Consider the following 19806-nt stretch of genomic DNA (forward strand, 5'->3'; position numbering starts at 1 on the left):
GCATGCCGTCCGCCCCCATCGCCGTCATCGATTTCGAAACCACCGGCATGATGCCTGCCCAGGGTGCACGCGCCACCGAGGTGGCCATCGTGCTCATGGAAGGCGACCGCGTGGTGGACCGCTACCAGAGCCTGATGCGCACGGGCGTGCGGATTCCGCCCTTCATCACGCAGCTCACCGGCATCACGAATGCCATGGTGGAGGCCGCCCCCGATGCCGCCGCAGTCATGCGCGAGGCCGCGCGCTTCGTGGGCGACGCGCCCATGGTGGCCCACAACGCGGCATTCGACCGCAAGTTCTGGCAGGCCGAATTGCAGTACGCCGGGCTCGCCGCGCCCCATCCGTTCGCCTGCACCGTGCTGCTGTCGCGCCGCGTGTACCCCGATGCGCCCAGCCACAGCCTGGGCCGCCTCACAGACCACCTCGGCCTGCCGCGCGCCGGCCGCGCCCACCGCGCGCTGGCCGATGCGGAAATGGCCGCTGCGCTGCTGGCCTGTATGCAGAGCGACCTGTGCCAACGCTTCGGCCTGGCCTGGCCGGACCACGCGCTGCTGATGCAGTTGCAGCGCTGCGCACGCCCTGCCATCGGCAAGCTGCTGCAGCACCACCGCCAGGCCGCGCCAGCCGAACAGCCGCCAACGGCGTTGCAAATGGGGTAGCTGCCCCGCCCTTGTTGCGGGCGCTACAGGGCATTTTTCATCCTTCTCCCACTCATACCGCGCGTCGGATTGCGCGCACATCCAGGCGTGACCGGGGCCGACGCCGCGCACCCCGAGCGCACCCTACAGTGCGTTGCATGCCCGTCCCGGCGCGTGCGTGACGCACCGCGCCGTTGCGTCCTACCTACATCCCACGGAGGTTCTCCCATGTCCATGCCCGACGATTCCCCCCACGCCACGCTGTGGAACCGCATCAAGGACATCCGCTTTGCCATGCTCGCCCACCGCGCAGCCGACGGCCGGCTGCATGCCCACCCGCTGACCACGCTCAACAAGGACATCGATGCGCAGTCCCAGCTGTTCTTCTTCATCCCGCGCGGCAGCGAGTTGCACAGCCGCCTGCAGGCCGACAGCCAGGTGCATTTGAGCTACGCCGACCCGGGCGAAGACTGCTACGTGTCGCTGTCGGGCACGGCCGGTTTCATCGAGGACCCCGCGCGCAAGGAAGCATTGTGGACGCCGCTGGCCAAGGCCTGGTTCCCCGACGGTCCCACAGACCCCAACTTGGTGCTGCTGGCCGTCCGCATCGAGCATGCGGAATACTGGGACGTGAAGGACAGCAAGCTCTCCCAGCTCTACCAACTGGCCACCGCCGCGTTGACCGGCGAGCAGCCCAAGCCGCTGGGCGAGCACCGCGAGCTGTCGCTGGATTGACGGCGCGCCCAACCCGCGCGGGGGCAGTTTGCGCGAGGAGCGTCTGCCCTGCAGCGCGCGTTGCTGGAGCGGAGAGCGGGCGCCGCAAGCCGCGGCGTGCCCCGACACAGGTAGCCCTTAACCCTTAATGTGGAAGACACCCGCCACCGGACGTGCCGACACCTGACCTGAGGCTGGCCAAGGCCGATGGTCAGCGGGCAAGCGCGTCTCAGGCGGCAGCGGGCGTGGCGATGAAGCCGTGCTTGCGCAGCATTTTGATCCAGCGCGGCGCGTTGCGCTGAACGTTCAGCGCCTCGTAATCGACCTCCTTGTCCTGGTAGTGGCTTGCGTTGCTGAGCATGGCGTAGATGGTGCGCAGCATCTTGTGGGCCAGCGCCACCACTGACTTCTTGTGGCCCTTTCGGATGGTCAGCGCGTCGAACTTGGCCTTGAGTGCGCAGCGCGTTCGTGCTGCAGCCTGGGCGAACTCGCACAGCAGCCTTCTGACCCAGGCGTTGCCCTTGCGGATGCGCCCGGTTTTGCGCTTGCCCGCGCTCTCGTTGTTGCCTGGGCAGATGCCCACCCAACTGGCCAGGCGCTCTGCACTGCCAAACACGCTCATGTCCGCACCAATCTCCACCAGCAGCATGGCCGCCCCCTGCTCGTCGATGCCCGGCAGGGTCTGCAGCAGCCTGAGCTGTGGCTGCCAGGGTTGCAGGCCCTGCAGCAGGTACTGGTCCATGCGGGCGATGCGCTGCTCGATCTGCTCAATGTGCTGCACGATCTCCTGGGCCACAAAGCGGTGCACTGCGCTGAACTGCTCGGTGCTCAGGGCCTCGCACAGTTCTTGCCTGCTCGCTCGCAGCCGCCCCTTGTGGTTCAGCACCTCGTGCATGGGCTGTCCCTCGATCAGGGCTTTGACCATGGCACGCGCGCTCTGTCCGTGGATGTCGGCCACCAGCACGTTGATGCGAATGCCCGCGTCCACCAGCACCTTGTGCAGCCGGTTCTTCTCGGCGCTGCACATGCCCACCAGCTTTTGCCGCTGGCGCGCTACCAGGCGAAGCTGGCGCATCTGCACCGGTGGAATGAACGAGGCGCGCAGCAAACCCGCACGCGCCAGCGTGGCCAGCCACTGTGCATCGGCCATGTCGGTCTTGCGACCGGGCACAGCCTTGACATGCCGCGCGTTGACCACCCAAGCAATAAGGCCCACCGCCTCCAGCGCCGCAAACGGGCTTTTCCAATACACCCCTGTGCTCTCCATCACCACGACCTCAGGGGCCATCTCCAGCGCCCACTGCGCCAAGGCGCGGCGGTCGCGTTTGAAGGCGCCGAAGTCTCGCTTGGTGACCTCTACCCGGCCATCGTCATGTTCGACAACGGCGCAGGCCGTGATCTTGGCCTGGTGAACGTCCAGCGCAATGACGCGCTTGTGCATCGGGGTCAAATCCATTGCGGCTCTCCTGCAGCTTGAATGACAATCACAAGCGTGCGGACCAGCCAAGGTGCCGCCGACCAACGGCCTGCCGGGCAAGCCCGGCGGCTCTCTTTAATGTGGGCTGTCAGGCGCGCTCTGACCCGGCTGGGTCTGGGCAACGCCCGCAGGCAATCCTGGGTACGAGTGGTCGGCAGCGGGTCAAGTTAGCGATCGCGGTCGAGTGCCATCAAAGAATTGACCGACCTCTACCCGCGCTGGCCCGCACGCCCCCAGTGTCTTCCATCATCCAGGGTGAACCGCAAGGGTCATGACAGTTAGCTCGTCGCCCGCAGAGAGGCCAACCACAGACCACGTGGCGGCAGTTCCAAGGACCGCCTCCCTCCGCAAGAAGCGAGATTTCAAGAAGCGGACGTTGACAATATTCCCCCCCACGGGCGGCGTGCAGCACGGGAGCGCTGCCGTATTCGCGGCGCGCTCGCGTTCGTTAAAACACCGCCCGGACCGCAGGCCGCAGCGCCCCTGCCAGGTCGCGCGCCAGCCGGCCCATATCGCGCACGCCCACGGCGCCCAGGCTGATGCGCACACCCGGCCCGCTGTGCAGCCGCAGCGGCGCGCCCACCTGCACCGCCCAGCCCGCGGCCGCCAGGGCCTGCACCGCCGCGGCTTCGTCGGACACGGGAACCCAGGCGTGCAGGCCCTCGCCTTCCAGCCAGGGCGCCGCCACCCCGTGGCCGCGCAGCGCGTCCGCCAGCGCCGCGCGGCGGGCCGCGTACTGGGCCGCGGCATGGCGCCATGAGCCCCGCGCACGTCCCTGCGCCGCCTGCCGCCACAGCTGCGCCACCAGCCCCTGCAACCAGTGGCTGACCCAGCGCGGCCCCAGCGCCTGGTGTGCGCACATGCCCTGCACCAGCGCCGGCGTGCCCGCGGCCAGGGCCACGCGGCAGTCTGCGCCCAACGCCTTGCTCACACTCAGCACATGCAGCCACAGCGGCGGCAGGGCCCCGGCCATCGCCAGGGGGGCGTGGCTCAGCAGGCCCCAATGGTCATCCAGGATCAGCAGCGTGTGCGGATGGGCCCGCAATTGGCGGCGCAGCGCCTTCCACCGGGCCGCACCCAGGGCCACGCCCGTGGGGTTGTGCGCGCGCGGCGTAACCACCACGGCGCAGCACTGCGCCAACACGCCCGCTGCCGGCACGCACAGCCCCTGCGCGTCCACGGCCAGAGGTACGGGCTGCAGGCGCAGGCTGTGCAGCAGCGCCAGCAGCGGTGGCCAGCCCGGGTCTTCCACCGCCACGCGGTCGCCGGGGCGCGCATGCTGGCGCAGGGCGCGCTCGATCGCATCCAGCGCACCCGAGAAGACCCCCACGGCATCGCCAGGCAGGCCCTGGCTCTCCAGCCAGGGGCGCGCCTGCGACAGCAGCGCCTCCGCAACCGCTTGCGGCGCATGCGGCACCGCTGCCGGCTGCCCCAGCGCAGCGGCCCAGGCCGCGCCGCGGGGACGCGGCAGCAGCGCAGGATCGGGCTGGCCGCTGGCCAGGTCGCGCAGGCCCTCGGGCGGAGCGAACGAAGGGGCAGGGCGGGGCGGCTCGCCCGATACGCGGGTGCCGCGGCGCCCCGCAGTGACCACGCGGCCCGCGCTGCGCAACCGCGCATAGGCGGCGGCGACGGTGTTGGGATTCACCCCCAGTTCTGCGGCCAGATGGCGCACCGAGGGCAGGGCGGCGCCGCTTGGCAGAGCGCCGCGGCGCATGGCATATTCAAGGCTTGCCGCAATGTCTTTGGCATTGCTTCCTTCTACAGACAACGATGGCATGCACACATTGTATTGTTTGTACTAGTACAAATTTTTGTACTGCACGGCTCAGTCGCTGCAATCGCGCCCCACACCCTTCGCGCATGCACCCACGGCGAGGCGCCCCGAGAAAAGTGCAAAAAATGACCCCAAAAAACGTTGCAAAAGTAGGAGAAAGCGCGTTCGGGCGCGGGGTGTTGGCTGCGCCATCGCGCCGCGGCTGCTACGCTTGACCCCCATGCGCGCCTTTGCCCTTCCCGTCCTGACGCTCGCGGCCAGCCTGCTGGTGGTGGGCTGCGGCACCACGCCGCCCACCTCTGCCTCGCGCAACGCCGCCTATTCCCGCCTGTCGCCCGAGCAGTCGAGCGACATCGCCATCCATGCCCTGGGACTGGTGGGCACGCCCTACCGCTACGGCGGCAATACGCCCGACAGCGGCTTTGACTGCAGCGGCCTCATCGGCTACGTGTACACCAGCCGCGCGGGCGTGGCCCCGCCGCGCACGGTGGCCCAGTTGAGCGGCTTCGGCCAGTCCATCGACGCGGACGAGCTGCGCACGGGCGACCTGGTGGTGTTCGGCCGCGGCCGGCCCACGCATGCCGGCATTTACGTGGGGGAGGGGCGCTTCGTACATGCGCCGTCCAGCGGCGGCACGGTGCGCCTGGACCACCTGAAGTCGCGCTACTGGTCGCAACAGTTCGCGAGCTTCCGGCGCCCCTGAACTTCCACGGCGCCGCTTGCGGCGGCCACAGGCGGTGTTACCTTCCTTCACCGCCACCTGCCGCCGGGGCAGGGCGCCGAACTCCCTGGAAGGCTCTCACGCAGGTAGCGCGACAATCGGGGCACCATGACCCTGACCGAACGCCTCGCATCCCCGCTCACCACCCACGACACCACGCGCATCGACGACCTGCGCATCAAAGCCGTGCGCCCGCTCATCACGCCCGCGCTGCTGCAGGAATGGCAGCCCGCGCCCGATGCGGCGCAGACGCTGGTGGAAAGCAGCCGCGTGGCCATCTCGCGCGTGCTGCACGGGCAGGACGACCGCCTCATCGTCGTGGTGGGGCCGTGCTCCATCCACGACCATGACCAGGCCATGGAGTACGCGCGCCTGTTGAAGGAACAGGCGGATGCGCTGGCGCAGGACCTGCTCATCGTGATGCGCGTGTACTTCGAGAAGCCCCGCACCACCGTGGGCTGGAAGGGCTACATCAACGACCCGCACCTGGACGGCAGCTTCGCCATCAACGAAGGCCTGGAGCGCGCCCGCGCATTGCTGCTGGACGTGCTGGCGCTGGGCCTGCCCGTGGGCACGGAATTCCTGGACCTGCTGTCGCCGCAGTTCATCAGCGACCTGGTGAGCTGGGGCGCCATCGGCGCGCGCACCACCGAAAGCCAGAGCCACCGGCAACTGGCCAGCGGCCTGTCCTGCCCCGTGGGCTTCAAGAACGGCACGGATGGCGGTGTGAAGGTGGCGGCCGACGCCATCCAGGCCGCGCAGGCACCGCATGCCTTCATGGGTATGACCAAGATGGGGCAGGCGGCGATCTTCGAGACGCGCGGCAACCACGACTGCCATGTGATCCTGCGCGGCGGCAAGGCCCCGAACTACGGCGCGGCCGACGTGCAGGCCGCCTGCGCGCTGCTGGAGAAGGCCGGCCAGCGCCCGCAGGTGATGATCGACCTGTCGCATGCCAACAGCAGCAAGCAGCACCGCCGCCAGATCGACGTGGCACAGGACGTGGCCCAGCAGATCGCCGCGGGCGATGCACGCATCACCGGCGTGATGATCGAGAGCCACCTGCAGGAGGGCCGCCAGGACATCGTGGACGGCCAGCCGCTCACACCCGGCGTGTCGGTCACCGACGCCTGCATCAGCTTCGCACAGACCGTGCCGGTACTGCAGCAGCTGGCTGCGGCCGTGCGCGAACGCCGCACGCGCGGCTGACACGCTCCGGCGCCGTCGCGGCCGAAAAGAAGGAGGGCGCCCATGTACCATCAGTCACATCCGCCCGCCTTTCGGGCCGCAAGCGTCCGCCATGTTCTTCCGACACCCCGCCGCGCCACCGCCGAGCCCCTTGGCCGGCGCCAGCCTGGGCAGATCCTGATGCGCGCCATGGCCCGGGCCGCCTCTCGCTCCTTCCCGCAGCGCCACCCCGGCCGCGCGTGGGCATGACACGCAGCGCGCCATGCCTATCAGCGATCCCACTGGAACCCCACCAGCCCACCCGGCCGAGGCAGGAGGCCCGGCCGCAGCGGTGCAGGCGCACGACGAGGCGGCGGCGCATGCGCTCCTGCTGCAGCTCCAGCAACTGATCTCGGACCTGCAGCTGCCCCTGGAGCACGTCCTGGCGCAGGCCGCCCAAGCCGCCTGCGCGATCACGGGCGCGGTCGGGGCAATGATCGCGTTGCGCGAAAACGATGCGCTGGCCGTGCGCGCCAGCGTGGGCGCGCCGCCCCTGCCGGCGATCGGCACCCGCGTGCCGCTGGACGCCTGCGCATCCTGGCAGGGCATGGAGCAAGCCGCACGCGCGGGCCTACAGGCAGCCACGGACGCCCCCGCGCAGGATGTGGGAAGTGCGCAGCTCCCCCACCGGCGGGTCAGCATGCCGCTGGGCAGCGGCGCGCTGCTCGCGGGCCTGCTCCAGGTGAGGGTGCCCCAGGGCGCAGCGCTGGAGGCGCAGCATCTGCTGCACCTGCGCATCCTGGCCGAGTCGCTGGGCGCCATGTTGCAGTTGCGGCGCGTGGACGCGCAGCTGCGTGCGTCCGAGCAGCAGTACCGCACGCTCTTTGCCGAACATCCGCAGCCCATGTGGGTCTGCGACCGCGACAGCCTGCGTCTGCTGGCGGTGAACCACGCCATGGTCCGCCACTACGGCCATGCGGAGCAGGAGCTGCTGGGCATGGAGTTGCGCGCGCTCTGGTCCGCGGAGAACCAGGACGCGGCCACCTGCGCACTCGACATGCTGCGCCGCGAGGCCCATGCACCCGGGTCTCCCGCGTCCGCACCACGGCTGTGGCGCCACGCACGCAAGGACGGCGCCGCCCTGGACGTGGAAGTCGTCGTGGGCGACACGGACTTCGGCGGGCGCCCGGCGTGGCAGATGCTGGCCAGCGACGTGACCGAGCGCTGCCGTATCGAGGACGAGCTGGCGCGCGTCAACCGTGCCAAGCGCATGCGCGGCGCCTGCAGCGAGACACTGGTGCGCGCCACCAGCGAGTCCGATCTGCTGCACGCCGTGTGCAGCGTGGCCGTGGAGATCGGCGGCTACCGCATGGGCTGGGTGGGCATGGCGCGCGACGATGCGCACAGGCGCATCGAGCCCGTGGCGCACGCGGGCGTCGCCCAAGCCCATGACTACACCGAACACCTGCACCTGAGCTGGTCGGCGCAGGAGCCGGGCGGCAACGGCCCGGCAGGCGTGTGCGTGCGCACCGGCCGCACGGTGATCGTGCACGACGTGCACCACAGCCCGGCTTTCAGCCACCTGGCGGACCGCATGGCCCAGTTGGGCTTTCACGCCGTGGTGTGCCTGCCGCTGCGCAACGCCGAGCGCACCTTCGGCCTGCTGTACCTGTATGCGCCCGAGGTGCTGCACCTGGGGGTGCAGGAGACGCAGTTGCTGGAGGCCATGGCTGCCGACCTGGCGTTCGGCATCGAGAACCTGCGTGCCCGCGCGGAGCAGCAGCGCCTGCAGGCCACGTTGGTCAAGGTGGCCACCGCCGTCTCGGCCGGCGTGGGCGCGGCGTTCTTCGACCATCTGGCGCAGCACATGGCCGAGGCGCTGGGCGCCCAGGTGGCCTGCGTGGGCCGCTTCCTGCCGGCCGCCCCCGGGCAGGCGCGGCGGGCGGTGGCGCTGTCGCACGTGGTCGATGGCGTGGCCCAGCCCAATGCCGAGTACGTACTGGAAGGCACGCCGAGCGAGCGGCTGCTGACCCAGCGCTCGCTGGTCATCCGCGACCGTGCGCGCGAGCGGTTCCCGCGGGCGCCGGTGCTCGCGCGCACCGGCGCGCGCAGCTACGTGGGCCAGCAGCTCACGGCCAGCGACGGCACGCCCATCGGCATGATCTTCGTGGTGTTCCGCCAGGCGCTGGAGCGCAGCCGCTTCGTCAGCAACACGCTGCAGATCTTCGCCGCGCGCGCGGCCGCGGAACTGCAGCGCCAGACGGACGACCAGCGCATCCGCCAGCAGGCATCGCTGCTGGACAAGGCGCGCGACGCCATCATCGTGCGCGACCTGGAGCACCGCATCACGTTCTGGAACGAGGGCGCAGAGCGCATGTACGGCTGGTCGCGCGAGGAGGTCCTCGGCCGCTCCATCGCCACGCTGCTGTACCAGAACCCGGAGGACTTCCTGCGCGCCACCCAGCAGGTGATGCAGCACGGCGTGTGGAGCGGCGAGATCCTGCAGTGCGACCGCGCGGGCCGCACCCTCGAAGCCGAAGGCCGCTGGACGCTGGTGCGCAACGACCGTGGCGAGCCCGAGTCGGTCCTCGCGATCAACGCCGACATCGGCACGCGCAAGCACCAGGAGCGCGAGATCCAGCGCCTGGCCTTCTTCGACCCGCTCACCCACCTGCCCAACCGCGTGCAGCTGCTGGACCGCGTGGACCAGGCCCTGGCCAAGGCGCAGCGCCTGGAGCAGGGCGGGGCGCTGCTGTTCATCGACCTGGACAACTTCAAGACCCTCAACGACACGCTGGGCCATGACCAGGGGGACGAGCTGCTGCAGATCGTGGCGCAGCGGCTGAACACCTGTTTGCGCAGCGCTGACACGGTGGCGCGCCTGGGCGGCGACGAATTCGTGGTGCTGGTGGAGCAGCTCAGCGCGCACAGCGACACGCTGGCGGAGCAGGCGGGTGCCGTGGGCGAGAAGATCCTCGCCGTGCTCAGCGCCCCCTATGCGCTCACCGGGTACCAGTACCGCAGCACGCCCAGCATCGGCATCGCGCTGTTCAACCACGCGCCCACCACGGTGGGCGAACTGCTCAAGCAGGCCGACCTGGCGATGTACCAGGCCAAGACCGCGGGACGCAACACGCTGCGCTTTTTCAACCCGAGCATGCAGCATGCCGTGGCCGAGCGTGCCTCGCTCGAGGCGGACCTGCGCAACGCGCTGGCGCAGAAAGAGTTTCTGCTGCACTACCAGCCGCAGATCAACGCGCGGGGCGCGATCGTGGGCGTGGAGGCGTTGCTGCGCTGGGCGCACCCGCGGCGCGGCATGGTGTCGCCCGGGCAGTTCATTCCGCTGGCCGAGGAGACCGGCCTGGTGCTGCCGCTGGGGCACTGGGTGCTGCACACGGCGTGCTCGGTGCTGGCCGATTGGCAGCGGGTGCCGGCGCTGGCGCCGCTGACCATGGCAGTGAACGTGAGCTCGCGCCAGTTCCGCGATGCGGGTTTCGTGGACGACGTGGCGGGCGTGCTGGCCGCCACCGGCGCGCCGGCCTCCCAGCTCAAGCTGGAACTGACCGAGAGCCTGCTGGTGGAAGACTTGGCCGCCACCATTGCCACCATGGCGGCGCTGCGCGCGCTGGGCGTGGGCTTTTCGCTGGACGACTTCGGCACCGGCTACTCGTCGCTGGCCTACCTCAAGCGCATGCCGCTCGGGCAGCTCAAGATCGACCAGAGCTTCGTGCGCGACCTGCTCACGGACCCCAACGACGCGGCCATCGTGCGCACCATCATCGGCCTGGCCGCCAGCCTGGGCCTGGAGGTGATCGCCGAGGGCGTGGAGACCAGCGCGCAGCGCGACTGGCTGGCGCACGCCGGCTGCGCGGTGTACCAGGGTTACTTTTTCAGCCGGCCGCTGCCGCTGGACCTGCTGGAGCAATTGCTGCACGACCACATCGCCGCAGCCCGCACGCCGCCTCTTTAAGCCCAATTGGCCTGTAACGCTTGTCCAGCAAGCGCTGACAGCTATCTAATCGATAGCTTACGCTTCCTCGCTGCGCACGAACGGCTCCAGCCCCTTGACCATGCGCGCGAACTGCGGGCCGATCTCCTGCTCCAGCAGCGCGCGCGGGAACTTGCTGGCCGAGCCGCCCGCGTTGAAGCTGATCACGCGGCCGTCGGGCTGGCGGATGGCGGCGCCCACGCCCGCGATGTCCGTCTGCCAGTCGCGCACCACCACCGTGAAGCCACGCGCCCGCCAGTGGGCACACCCGGTCTCGATGGCCTGGCGCAATTGCGGCCAGCGCTCGCCTTCGGCCTGGCGGATCTCGGCCAGCAGCCGCTCGCGCTCGCGCGGCTCCATCACGGCCAGCAAGGCGTGGCCCATGGCCGTCTCCGCCACCGGAAGGCGCGCGCCGAGGTCCAGTCCCAGCGACAGCGGCGTGCCCGAGCGGCAGTTTTCCACGTACAGCACCGACAGCCCGTTGCGGATGCCCAGCGACACCGAGATGTCGTAGCGGTCCGCGAAGTCCTGCATGTAGGGCCGTGCAATGCGCCGCAGCCGCAGGTTGGACACCATGGTGATGCCCAGTGCCGCCAGGCTGTCGCCCAGCGCGTACTTGCCGCTGTCGCGCGAATGGCGCAGGTAGCCCAGCACGCACAGCGTGTAGGCCAGGCGCACCACCGTTGGCTTGGGCAGGCCGGTGCGCGCGGCGATCTCGGCATTGGTGAGCCATTTTTCGTCCACCTGGAAGCACGCCAGCACGTCCAGCCCCCGGGCCAGCGCGGTCACGAATCGCCGGCTGTCCGCGCCTTCGTCGAAGTCGATGTTCCGTGTGCGCGCCATTCCCACTCTCCAGGTAAATTTCTCTTAGCGGAATTATTTCATCGCAACTTTTCTGCACCGACTCATGGATTTCCCTAGCGAGAAGGGTTTTTCATCAGGGGGATACTGAAATCACGCCACTTCTCCCGTGCCTCCATGAATTTCGCACAGAGAAACCACGCTACCTGAAGGCCTCCACAGCACACGGCCTGCACAGCGGGTTGATCGCAGCGCCGGAGGCCATAGACCCAAGGACTCCCTCCATGACCCATGCTTTGCTCAACCGCCGCACCCTGTCCCTGCTGCTGGCCGCCGGCTGCGTGGCCGGCCCCGCGCTGGCGCAACCCGAGCGCTTTCCCAGCCGCCCGATCAAGGTGCTGATCGGCTTCACCGCCGGCGGCTCGACCGATGTGCCGTTCCGCGTGCTGGCGGAGAACGCCTCCAAGATCCTGGGCCAGCCCGTGATCATCGAGAACAAGCCCGGCGCCGGCGGCGTGCTGCCCGCGCAGATGATGCAGAGCACCCCGGCCGACGGCTACACGCTCGCACAGGTGCCGCTGCCGGTGTTCCGCCTGCCCTACACGCAGAAGATCAACTGGAACCCGGCCACCGACCTGCAATACGTGATCGGCCTGGCGGGCTACGCCTTCGGCCTGGTGGTGCCCGCGGACTCGCCCATCAAGTCCATGCAGGACTACATCGCCTACGCCAAGAACAACCCCGGCAAGCTGAACTACGGCACGCCCGGTGCGCTGACCACGTTGCACCTGACGATGGAGAACATCGCCCTGCAGGCCGGCGTGACGCTGAACCACATCCCCTACAAGGGCAACTCCGAGTCGCTGCAGGCCGTGCTGGGCGGGCATGTGATGTCGATTGCCGACACGCCCGGCTGGGCGCCGTACGTGGAGCAGGGCAAGCTGCGCGTGCTGTCGGTCTGGGGGGACAAGCGCTCGGCCCGCTTCCCCAACGTGCCCACGCTCAAGGAAGTGGGCATCAACCTGGTGCAGACCTCGCCGTTCGGCCTGGTGGTGCCCAAGGGCACAGACCCGAAGATCACCCAGGTGCTGCACGACGCCTTCAAGAAGGCCATGGAGATGCCCAACTACAAGGAGTCCCTGGCGAAGTTCGACATGGACACCTACTACATGGACAGCGCCACCTACAAGCAGTACGCGCTGGACACCATGAAGACCGAGAAGGTCATCATCGAAAAGCTTGGCTTGGCCAAATAACCCGGCTTGCAGGAAAAATGGCTGCTGGCGCTTGATGGGCAAGCGCTGGCAGCTATCAATAATGAAGCACACCGGCCGACGGCCTGACCCACGCGGCCATCGCTCCGGTTATTCATGAATGTGTCTATTACTTCATAGTGGTAGTAGTAGAGCCCGCGCCATTTTGTGGACAAGCCGCTTTTTCTGAATGGCGGCGCGTACTTGCGCTACTGCAAAGTCTGTGTCCCGGCACCGGGTCAAGTCCGGCCTGAAATGGGTACAACTGCGCCGGTGGGACGGGTGCTGTGGACAAGGCGCAGATGACCAGCGCCGCATCCCCAGGCTTGTCCACAGTCCGCTCAGAAGTGCAACGCGTAGCGCAGTTGCAGGAAGTTCTCCCCGGGGTTCGGGCTCTTGATGCTGGCGTTGGACAAGTGCTGCACGCTCAGCATCAGCTCATGCTGGCGCTGTGCGCCGAAATTGCGCCCCAGGCCCAGGTGCGAGGCAAAGTTGAAGCGGGTGCTGAACTCATGGTCCTGCACGCGGTAGCGGTGGCTGGCCACGGTGGCACCGATGCCGGCCTCCCAGAACCAGGGGGAACGGCCCTCGTCGGGGCGCAGGCGCAGCGTGGGCGCCACGCCCACCACCACCGCGCTGTTGTGCCCGCCGATGCCGTCAAAGGACCAGCGGCTGAGTGAAACATCCCAATGGCCGCGCAGCTCGCCGCCCCACAGCGGGCGGCGCCAGGTGCCCCAGGGCAGGGTGGCGCCGATGGTGATGGCATCCGTCTGGCGCCGCGCCCATTCGCCCTGCACGTAGACCGAAGGGGCGTAGGCCCGGTCCTCTGACGGCTGCGCCAGGGCCGGTGGGGCCGTGAGGCACGCGGCGGCGGCCGCGAGAAAAGGCACCGGGGAGAGAAGGGCGGTGCGCCGGAAAAAGGCGCTGCGGCGGGCGATGGTAGGCATGGTTGCGAGGTGTTGTTGTTACCTGAATATATAACTATATAACCCCTGCAGCCCCCCACTGCCCAGCCGCCCTGTAGGCCGGAGCCGCAGCCCGCAGCCCGCGGCCGGCGCAGCGGATGCGCACCCGGCCCTGGGCCGGCTTACTGCGGCGTCAGCGGCGCGCCGGGAGCAGCGCCTGCGCCCGGGCCAGGGCCTTGGTGGCGCATGCCGCGACCGTCACCGCGGAAGTCGCCCCGCGCACCGTCCTTGCCCCAGCGCTTGCCCATGGGGTGGTCGCCGCCCCAGTGGCGGTACATGCGCTTGCCTTCGGCGTCGAAGGTCTTTTGCTGCGCCGGCGTCAGCGTGCCATAGAAGGCCTTGACGGCGTCGCCGCGGCGGTCCATCTCGGCCGCGCGCTGGGAGCGCAACGCGCGCATGCGGTCGATGCGCTCGGGCGTGGTGAGCTGGTCCATGCCTTGCCAATCCAGCCGCGCCTTGCGTGCGTCGGCGTCGGGCTTCATGGACTGCAGAAAGCTGTTCCATGCGGGCTCCTGCTCGGGCGTGAGCTGCAGCTTGCGCTTGAACGCCTCGGCGCGCTGGGCCATGTACTGCTCGCGCTGCTCGGGCGTCAGGGCGCGCTGGCGCGGACGCTGCTGCGCCTGGGATGCGCCTTGCTCGGTGGCGGCTGGGCCGGGGCCGGGTTGCGCCAGGGTGGGCACAGCCATGCCGGCGAGCACAGCGGCCGCCACGGCGGTGGCGGCCAGGCGCTGGGTGATCTTGAAACGGGCCATGGTGTTTCCTTTCTTGCTTCACACAGGAAGTGATGGGCGCCTGGTGGTCCACCCGAATGGGGGACACTGCACCCTGCGCTTGCAAAGCAGTGTGCGCCGCGTGTGTAACGCGCCCGTGAGCGAATTCTGCGCCTGTGTAAAGTTCGGCTATTCACCCGGCATGCGCCACCATGCCGGCTACAGTCGTTTTATGCAAAAAGTGCCTCCAGCGCTTATCCAATAAGCGCTGACAGCTATCAAATCAGGACCATTCACCGCCCCGCCCGTCGTGCAGCCCTGGCGCGGGGCCGGCATTTCAAAAGGAATCTCCCCGTGTTCAAGAACATGATCGTGTACCGCATTGCCCCCGAATGGCAGGTGGAGCTGACCCAGCTGGAGGAAGCGCTGGCCAAGGCGCCCTTCCAGGAGTGCGGCGCCACGCAGGAAAAGTCCAGCGGCTGGGTGCCCCCGCGCGGCGAGGCCCACGGGCTGCTGGCCGAGAGCGTGGGCGGCCACTGGATGCTGCGCTTCCAATGGGAAGCCAAGATGCTCCCGGCCACCGTGCTGGCGCGCAAGGTGAAGGAAAAGGCCGCGCAGATCGAGCAGCAGACCGGCCGCAAGCCCGGCAAGAAGGAAACCAAGGAGCTCAAGGAAGAGGCCAAGCTGGACCTGCTGCCCATGGCCTTCACCAAGCAGGGCGGCACCTGGGTATGGATCGACCCACAGGCGCACTTGCTGGTGCTGGACACGGGCGCCCAAGGCCGTGCCGACGAGGTGGTGAGCCTGCTGGTGGAGCACCTGCCCGGCCTGTCGCTGGCGCTGCTGGACACGCAGACCAGCCCCCAGGCGGCGATGGCGCTGTGGCTCAAGGAGCAGGAGCCGCCGGCGGGCTTTTCCATCGACCGCGAGTGCGAGCTGAAGGCGCCCGACGAGACCAAGGCCGTGGTTCGCTACGCCCGCCACCCGCTGGACATCGAGGAAGTGCAGGGCCACATCGAGGCGGGCAAGCTGCCCACCAAGCTCGCCATGAGCTGGGACGACCGCGTGAGCTTCGTGCTGACCGAGGGGCTGCAGCTCAAGAAGGTGGCGTTCCTGGACACGGTGTTCGAGGGCCAGACGCAGGACGATGGCGGCTTCGATGCCGACGTGGCGATCGCCACGGGCGAGCTGTCGCAGCTGATTCCCGACCTGATCGCGGCGCTGGGCGGCGAGGGGCGCACGAGCCTGGGTGGCGCTGCTGCCGCCCCCGCACCAACCGCCGGGGCCTTGCATGCCGCGGCCAGCGGCCCCGACGACGACGCGCCGTTCTGACGAAAAAAAAGCCCACGCGCCGTTGCCGGTGCATGGGCTTGGGGCCTGGCTTGAAGGCCGCTGCCGGATCAGGCCCGGTGGCGGGCCAGCACGACGGGTTCCACCGCCCGTTCGGGCTCGGGCAGGAACTCGGCCTCCCCGTCCAGCACGCGGTGCAGGCGGTCGGCATCCAGCGCGTTTTCCCAGCGCGACACCACCACTGTGGCCACGGCGTTGCCGATGAAGTTGGTGAGCGAGCGGCACTCGCTCATGAAGCGGTCCACGCCCAGGATCAGCGCCATGCCGGCCACCGGCACCTCGGGCACCACTGCCAGGGTGGCGGCCAGGGTGATGAAACCCGCGCCGGTCACGCCGGCCGCGCCCTTGGACGACAGCATCGCCACCAGCAGCAGCGCGATCTGGTGGCCCAGCGTGAGGTGCGTGTCGGTGGCCTGCGCGATGAACAGCGCAGCCAGCGTCATGTAGATGTTGGTGCCGTCCAGGTTGAACGAGTAGCCCGTGGGCACCACCAGGCCCACCACGGACTTAGCACAGCCGGCCTTCTCCATCTTTTCCATCAGCGAGGGCAGGGCGGACTCGGACGAGGAGGTGCCCAGCACCAGCAGCAGCTCGGCCTTCAGGTAGCGGATCAGCTTGAGCACCGAGAAGCCGCAGGCCCGTGCCACCGCGCCCAGCACCACCAGCACGAACACGGCCGAGGTGATGTAGAAGGTGAGCACCAGCTCGGCCAGGTTCACCAGCGAGCCCAGGCCGAACTTGCCGATGGTGAACGCCATGGCCCCGAAGGCGCCGATGGGCGCGGCCTTCATGACGATGTTCACCAGCTTGAACACGGGCTTGGTCAGGCCGTCCAGGAAGTCCAGGATGGGCTTGCCGGCGTCGCCCACCATGGCCAGCGACACGCCGAACAGCACGGCCACCAGCAGCACCTGCAGGATGTTGTCGCCCACGAAGGGGCTGATCAGCGTCTTGGGGATGATGTCCAGCGCGAAGCCGGTGAGCGTCATCTCGTGCGACTTGCTCACGTAGCCCTTGACGGCGGTCTGGTCCAGCTCGGCCACGTTGATGTGCATGCCCGTGCCGGGCTGCATCACGTTGGCCACCACCAGGCCGACGACCAGTGCCAGCGTGGAGAACGTGAGGAAGTACGCCATGGCCTTGCCGAACACGCGGCCCACGGCGCTCAGGTGGCTCATGCTGGCGATGCCGGTGACGATGGTCAGGAAGATCACCGGCGCGATGATCATCTTGATGAGCTTGATGAAGGCATCGCCGAACGGCTTCATCGCCGCGCCGTACTCGGGCTGGAAGTGGCCCAGCAGCACGCCGATGATGATGGCGAACACCACCTGGAAATACAGTTGGCGATAGAACGGAAGCCGCACCGACGGGGCGGGGGCGGCAGAGGAAATGGCATGCATGCGGCGTGTCTCCGGAGGTCGAAAAAAAGACGCGCCAGGGCCGTGCAATGCCGCGCATCTTTGGAAGTCCGCGGTTGTACCCCTGCATCGCCGCCACGCCGATAACCTATTGGTATTAGACGCCGCGCCCGCCCCGCCCACGGACACCAAACCCAGAGACACTCCGCCCATGCCGCTACGCCGCCGCCGCCCGCTGCTCACCGCGCTTGTCGCACTGTTCGTGCTGGCGGGCATGGCCGTGTGCATGCTGCTGGCCAGCCAGTACGCGCAGCGCCGTGCGCTGCACGACGAAAGCCAGGGGGTGCGGCGCCAGCTCACGCTGTACGGCCAGGCGCTGGAGCAGCGCATCGACCGCTTTCGCACCCTGCCCGAGGTGCTGGCGCTGGACGCGCAGCTGAGGGATGCACTGACCCACCCGCTCACGCCCGCCGAGGTGGACGTGCTCAACCGCAAGCTGGAGCAGGCCAACGGCGCCAGCCATTCGTCCACACTCACGCTCATCAACCTGCAAGGCCGCGCCATCGCCGCCAGCAACTGGCGCGACACCCCCAACAACGTGGGAGAGGACTACCACTTCCGCCCCTACGTGCAGCAGGCGCTGGCGCAGGGCCACGGGCGGTTCTACGGCATCGGCCTGACCACGGGGGAGGCGGGCTACTTCCTGTCCACGGCGATCCGCGGTGATGACGGGCAGACATTGGGCCTGGTGGCCATCAAGATCCTGCTGACCGAGCTGGAGCGCGAATGGCGCCAGAGCCCCGACGTGGTGCTGGCCTCGGACGCGCACGGCGTGGTCTTCCTCGCCAGCCGCGACGCCTGGCGCTACCGGCTGCTGGTACCCCTCACGCCCCAGGCGCGCCAGGAGCTGGAGGCCACGCGCCAGTACACCGGTCAGCCCCTCACGCCGCTGGGCCTGCAGGTGGAGCGGCGGGTGGACGAAGGCACGGTGCTGGCACGCGCGCAGGAGCCCCCCTTGCCCGGCCCGCTGCTGTGGCACACGCAGGAGCTGGCAGGCACCGGCTGGCAACTGCACCTGCTGCACCACGCGGACAGCGCCATCGAGGCCCGCCGCTGGGCGGCCGGTGCGGCCGCGGGCCTGTGGCTGGCCCTGGCACTGCTGGTGCTGTTCGTGCGCCAGCGGCAGCGCCTGGCCCTGCTGCGCCAGCGCAGCCGCCAGGAGCTGGAGACCGTGCTGCGCCAACACGCGCAGGAACTGCGCACCGCGCAGGACGGCATCGTGCAGGCCGCGCGCGAGGCCGACACCGGCCTGTCGCGCAGCCTGCAGCACCTGCCGCAGGGCGTGGTGGTCATCGACCGCGACCTGAACCTGGTGGCGTGGAACTCGCGCTACGTGGAACTGTTTCGCTTTCCGCCCGAGCTGATGCGCGTGGGCACGCCGGTGGAGGCGCTGATCCGCCACAACGCGCGCCGCGGCCTGCTGGGCGCCACGCCCACCGAGGACGCCATCCAGCGGCGCCTGCAGCACCTGCGCAGCGGCAAGCCCCACCTGCATGAGAGCGCCAAGAGCGACGGCACGGTGCTGGAGATCCGCGGCAACCCGCTGCCCGACGGCGGCTTCGTGACCAGCTACGCCGACATCACCAGCTACAAGAACGCCGCGCGCGAGCTGCGCTCGCTGGCCGACGCGCTGGAGCTGCGCATTGCCGAACGCACGCGCGACCTGGACGCCGCCCGGCGCGAGGCCGAGGCCGCCAACCGCTACAAGACCCGCTTTGTGGCCGCCGCGGTGCACGACCTGCTGCAACCGCTGAATGCGGCGCGCATGTTCGCCTCGCTGCTGCGCGGCCACCTGCACGACGCCGCCGGACGCCAGGTGGCCGACAGCATCGACGGCGCGCTGGCCGCGCAGGACGGCATCCTCAACAGCCTGCTGGACATCTCGCGCATGGAATCGGGCCAGCTGGAGGTGCATGTGCGCGACTTCGCGCTCGGCCCGCTGCTGCAGGTGATGCAGCACAACTTCGGCATCATCGCCGCCAGCCGGGGCCTGCGCCTGCGCACCGTGGGCACGCGCTACGCGGTGCGCAGCGACGAGGCGCTGCTGCGGCGCATCCTGCAGAACCTGGTGTCCAACGCCATCCGCTACACGCCCCGCGGGCGCGTGCTGATCGGCTGCCGGCGCCGCGGCCGGTACCTGCGCATCGAGGTGCACGACCAGGGCCCCGGCATTCCCGAGAGCCTGCAGCGCGAGATCTTCGAGGAGTTCCGCCGCCTGGGCGAGGGCCACAGCCAGGACGGCGACCGGGGTGCGGGCCTGGGGCTGGCCATCGTCGAGCGCCTGGGCAAGCTGCTGGGGCACGAGATTGGCCTGCGCTCCGAACTGGGGCGCGGCAGCGTGTTCTGGGTGTGCGTGCCGCTGGCCGATGCCGCCGCCGCACCCCGCCCCGCCGCCGCGGGCGCAGCCGCCCCGCCCGAGGGCGACCAGCCCCTGCAGGGCACCACGGCCTGGTACATCGATGACGACGCGCCCAGTTGCGAGGCCACCGGCGCGCTGCTGCGCCGCTGGGGCTGCGAAGTGCCTTTGGCGGGCGGCCCGCAGTCGGCCCTGGACTTGGCCGCGCCCGGCAACGCGCCACAGCTGGTGCTGCTGGACGTGCGCATGGGGCCCTTCCACGGCCCCGACCTGTACGACCGGCTGTGCACCGTGTGGGGCCAGGCACCGTCGGTGGTGCTGGTGACGGCCGAGCGCAGCAGCACCCTGCGCCGCCAGGCGGCCGAGCGCGGCTGGGGCTACCTGCTCAAGCCCGTGCGCCCGTCCGCACTGCGCGCGCTCATCAGCCAGATGATGCTACGGAAACAGTAGCTGCTTGCGCTTGTCAGACAA

At 69.3% G+C, this 19806-nt stretch carries 14 protein-coding genes; 8 read left to right on the plus strand and 6 right to left on the minus strand.

The genetic code is table 11. The features are described 5' to 3' along the window. Positions 1-2: 2 nt before the first annotated feature. Positions 3-659 carry a PolC-type DNA polymerase III gene (locus tag HND92_RS00080; RefSeq protein WP_172204939.1) on the plus strand — a complete coding sequence of 219 codons (657 nt, stop codon included), beginning with the start codon at positions 3-5 and terminating at the stop codon, positions 657-659. 207 nt (positions 660-866) lie between these two features. Then, positions 867-1373, plus strand: a complete 507-nt coding sequence (locus HND92_RS00085; RefSeq protein WP_011807235.1) for a pyridoxamine 5'-phosphate oxidase family protein — start codon at positions 867-869, stop codon at positions 1371-1373. 208 nt (positions 1374-1581) lie between these two features. On the opposite strand, the gene HND92_RS00090 is transcribed toward HND92_RS00085, so the two are convergent. Further along, positions 1582-2808 (minus strand): IS110-like element ISAisp4 family transposase, encoded by a 1227-nt coding sequence (locus HND92_RS00090; protein WP_011803789.1) that lies wholly within the window; start codon positions 2806-2808, stop codon positions 1582-1584. Between the two features lie 469 nt (positions 2809-3277). Next, the gene (locus HND92_RS00095; RefSeq protein ID WP_172204942.1) at positions 3278-4606 is read right to left on the minus strand and encodes an aminotransferase class I/II-fold pyridoxal phosphate-dependent enzyme; all 1329 of its coding nucleotides are present in this window, start codon (positions 4604-4606) and stop codon (positions 3278-3280) included. A gap of 217 nt (positions 4607-4823) precedes the next feature. Here HND92_RS00095 and HND92_RS00100 point away from each other — a divergent pair, with 217 nt between their 5' ends. The 3 genes from HND92_RS00100 (at position 4824) to HND92_RS00110 (ending at position 10461) form a co-directional block, all read left to right on the plus strand. Then, entirely contained in the window at positions 4824-5306 is a 483-nt protein-coding gene (locus HND92_RS00100; protein ID WP_012655137.1) for a C40 family peptidase, read from the plus strand. Between the two features lie 126 nt (positions 5307-5432). Next, positions 5433-6533, plus strand: a complete 1101-nt coding sequence (locus tag HND92_RS00105) for a 3-deoxy-7-phosphoheptulonate synthase (protein ID WP_172204945.1) — start codon at positions 5433-5435, stop codon at positions 6531-6533. 241 nt (positions 6534-6774) lie between these two features. Further along, positions 6775-10461, plus strand: coding sequence for an EAL domain-containing protein (locus tag HND92_RS00110; RefSeq protein WP_172204948.1), 3687 nt, complete (start codon positions 6775-6777; stop codon positions 10459-10461). Between the two features lie 57 nt (positions 10462-10518). Here the strand turns inward: HND92_RS00110 and HND92_RS00115 are convergent, their stop codons facing one another. Further along, positions 10519-11322 carry an IclR family transcriptional regulator gene (locus HND92_RS00115; protein WP_012655140.1) on the minus strand — a complete coding sequence of 268 codons (804 nt, stop codon included), beginning with the start codon at positions 11320-11322 and terminating at the stop codon, positions 10519-10521. Positions 11323-11564: 242 nt separating this feature from the next. On the opposite strand from HND92_RS00115, the gene HND92_RS00120 reads away from it, so the two are divergent. Then, positions 11565-12536 (plus strand): tripartite tricarboxylate transporter substrate-binding protein, encoded by a 972-nt coding sequence (locus tag HND92_RS00120; protein ID WP_011803477.1) that lies wholly within the window; start codon positions 11565-11567, stop codon positions 12534-12536. Positions 12537-12874: 338 nt separating this feature from the next. On the opposite strand, the gene HND92_RS00125 is transcribed toward HND92_RS00120, so the two are convergent. Then, positions 12875-13480: an acyloxyacyl hydrolase gene (locus HND92_RS00125; RefSeq protein ID WP_172204951.1), complete on the minus strand. Its 606-nt coding sequence runs from the start codon at positions 13478-13480 to the stop codon at positions 12875-12877. 140 nt (positions 13481-13620) lie between these two features. Beyond that, positions 13621-14250: a Spy/CpxP family protein refolding chaperone gene (locus HND92_RS00130; protein ID WP_011803479.1), complete on the minus strand. Its 630-nt coding sequence runs from the start codon at positions 14248-14250 to the stop codon at positions 13621-13623. A gap of 312 nt (positions 14251-14562) precedes the next feature. On the opposite strand from HND92_RS00130, the gene HND92_RS00135 reads away from it, so the two are divergent. Further along, positions 14563-15540, plus strand: coding sequence for a recombination-associated protein RdgC (locus HND92_RS00135; protein ID WP_011803480.1), 978 nt, complete (start codon positions 14563-14565; stop codon positions 15538-15540). Between the two features lie 68 nt (positions 15541-15608). On the opposite strand, the gene HND92_RS00140 is transcribed toward HND92_RS00135, so the two are convergent. Then, entirely contained in the window at positions 15609-16961 is a 1353-nt protein-coding gene (locus HND92_RS00140; RefSeq protein WP_011803481.1) for a dicarboxylate/amino acid:cation symporter, read from the minus strand. Between the two features lie 169 nt (positions 16962-17130). On the opposite strand from HND92_RS00140, the gene HND92_RS00145 reads away from it, so the two are divergent. After that, positions 17131-19785 carry a PAS-domain containing protein gene (locus HND92_RS00145; protein ID WP_011803482.1) on the plus strand — a complete coding sequence of 885 codons (2655 nt, stop codon included), beginning with the start codon at positions 17131-17133 and terminating at the stop codon, positions 19783-19785. The last annotated feature ends 21 nt before the right edge of the window (positions 19786-19806 follow it).

Source organism: Diaphorobacter sp. JS3050 (assembly GCF_013154915.1).
In the GTDB taxonomy this organism is placed as follows: Bacteria; Pseudomonadota; Gammaproteobacteria; order Burkholderiales; family Burkholderiaceae_C; genus Diaphorobacter; species Diaphorobacter nitroreducens.

What these genes read in the sequence shown, in the direction of transcription:
- HND92_RS00080 (WP_172204939.1), top strand. Translation starts at nt 3, where the DNA reads ATGCCGTCCGCCCCCATCGCCGTCATCGATTTCGAAACCACCGGCATG.
- HND92_RS00085 (WP_011807235.1), top strand. Translation starts at nt 867, where the DNA reads ATGTCCATGCCCGACGATTCCCCCCACGCCACGCTGTGGAACCGCATC.
- HND92_RS00090 (WP_011803789.1), bottom strand. Translation starts at nt 2,808, where the DNA reads ATGGATTTGACCCCGATGCACAAGCGCGTCATTGCGCTGGACGTTCAC.
- HND92_RS00095 (WP_172204942.1), bottom strand. Translation starts at nt 4,606, where the DNA reads ATGCCATCGTTGTCTGTAGAAGGAAGCAATGCCAAAGACATTGCGGCA.
- HND92_RS00100 (WP_012655137.1), top strand. Translation starts at nt 4,824, where the DNA reads ATGCGCGCCTTTGCCCTTCCCGTCCTGACGCTCGCGGCCAGCCTGCTG.
- HND92_RS00105 (WP_172204945.1), top strand. Translation starts at nt 5,433, where the DNA reads ATGACCCTGACCGAACGCCTCGCATCCCCGCTCACCACCCACGACACC.
- HND92_RS00110 (WP_172204948.1), top strand. Translation starts at nt 6,775, where the DNA reads ATGCCTATCAGCGATCCCACTGGAACCCCACCAGCCCACCCGGCCGAG.
- HND92_RS00115 (WP_012655140.1), bottom strand. Translation starts at nt 11,322, where the DNA reads ATGGCGCGCACACGGAACATCGACTTCGACGAAGGCGCGGACAGCCGG.
- HND92_RS00120 (WP_011803477.1), top strand. Translation starts at nt 11,565, where the DNA reads ATGACCCATGCTTTGCTCAACCGCCGCACCCTGTCCCTGCTGCTGGCC.
- HND92_RS00125 (WP_172204951.1), bottom strand. Translation starts at nt 13,480, where the DNA reads ATGCCTACCATCGCCCGCCGCAGCGCCTTTTTCCGGCGCACCGCCCTT.
- HND92_RS00130 (WP_011803479.1), bottom strand. Translation starts at nt 14,250, where the DNA reads ATGGCCCGTTTCAAGATCACCCAGCGCCTGGCCGCCACCGCCGTGGCG.
- HND92_RS00140 (WP_011803481.1), bottom strand. Translation starts at nt 16,961, where the DNA reads ATGCATGCCATTTCCTCTGCCGCCCCCGCCCCGTCGGTGCGGCTTCCG.
- HND92_RS00145 (WP_011803482.1), top strand. Translation starts at nt 17,131, where the DNA reads ATGCCGCTACGCCGCCGCCGCCCGCTGCTCACCGCGCTTGTCGCACTG.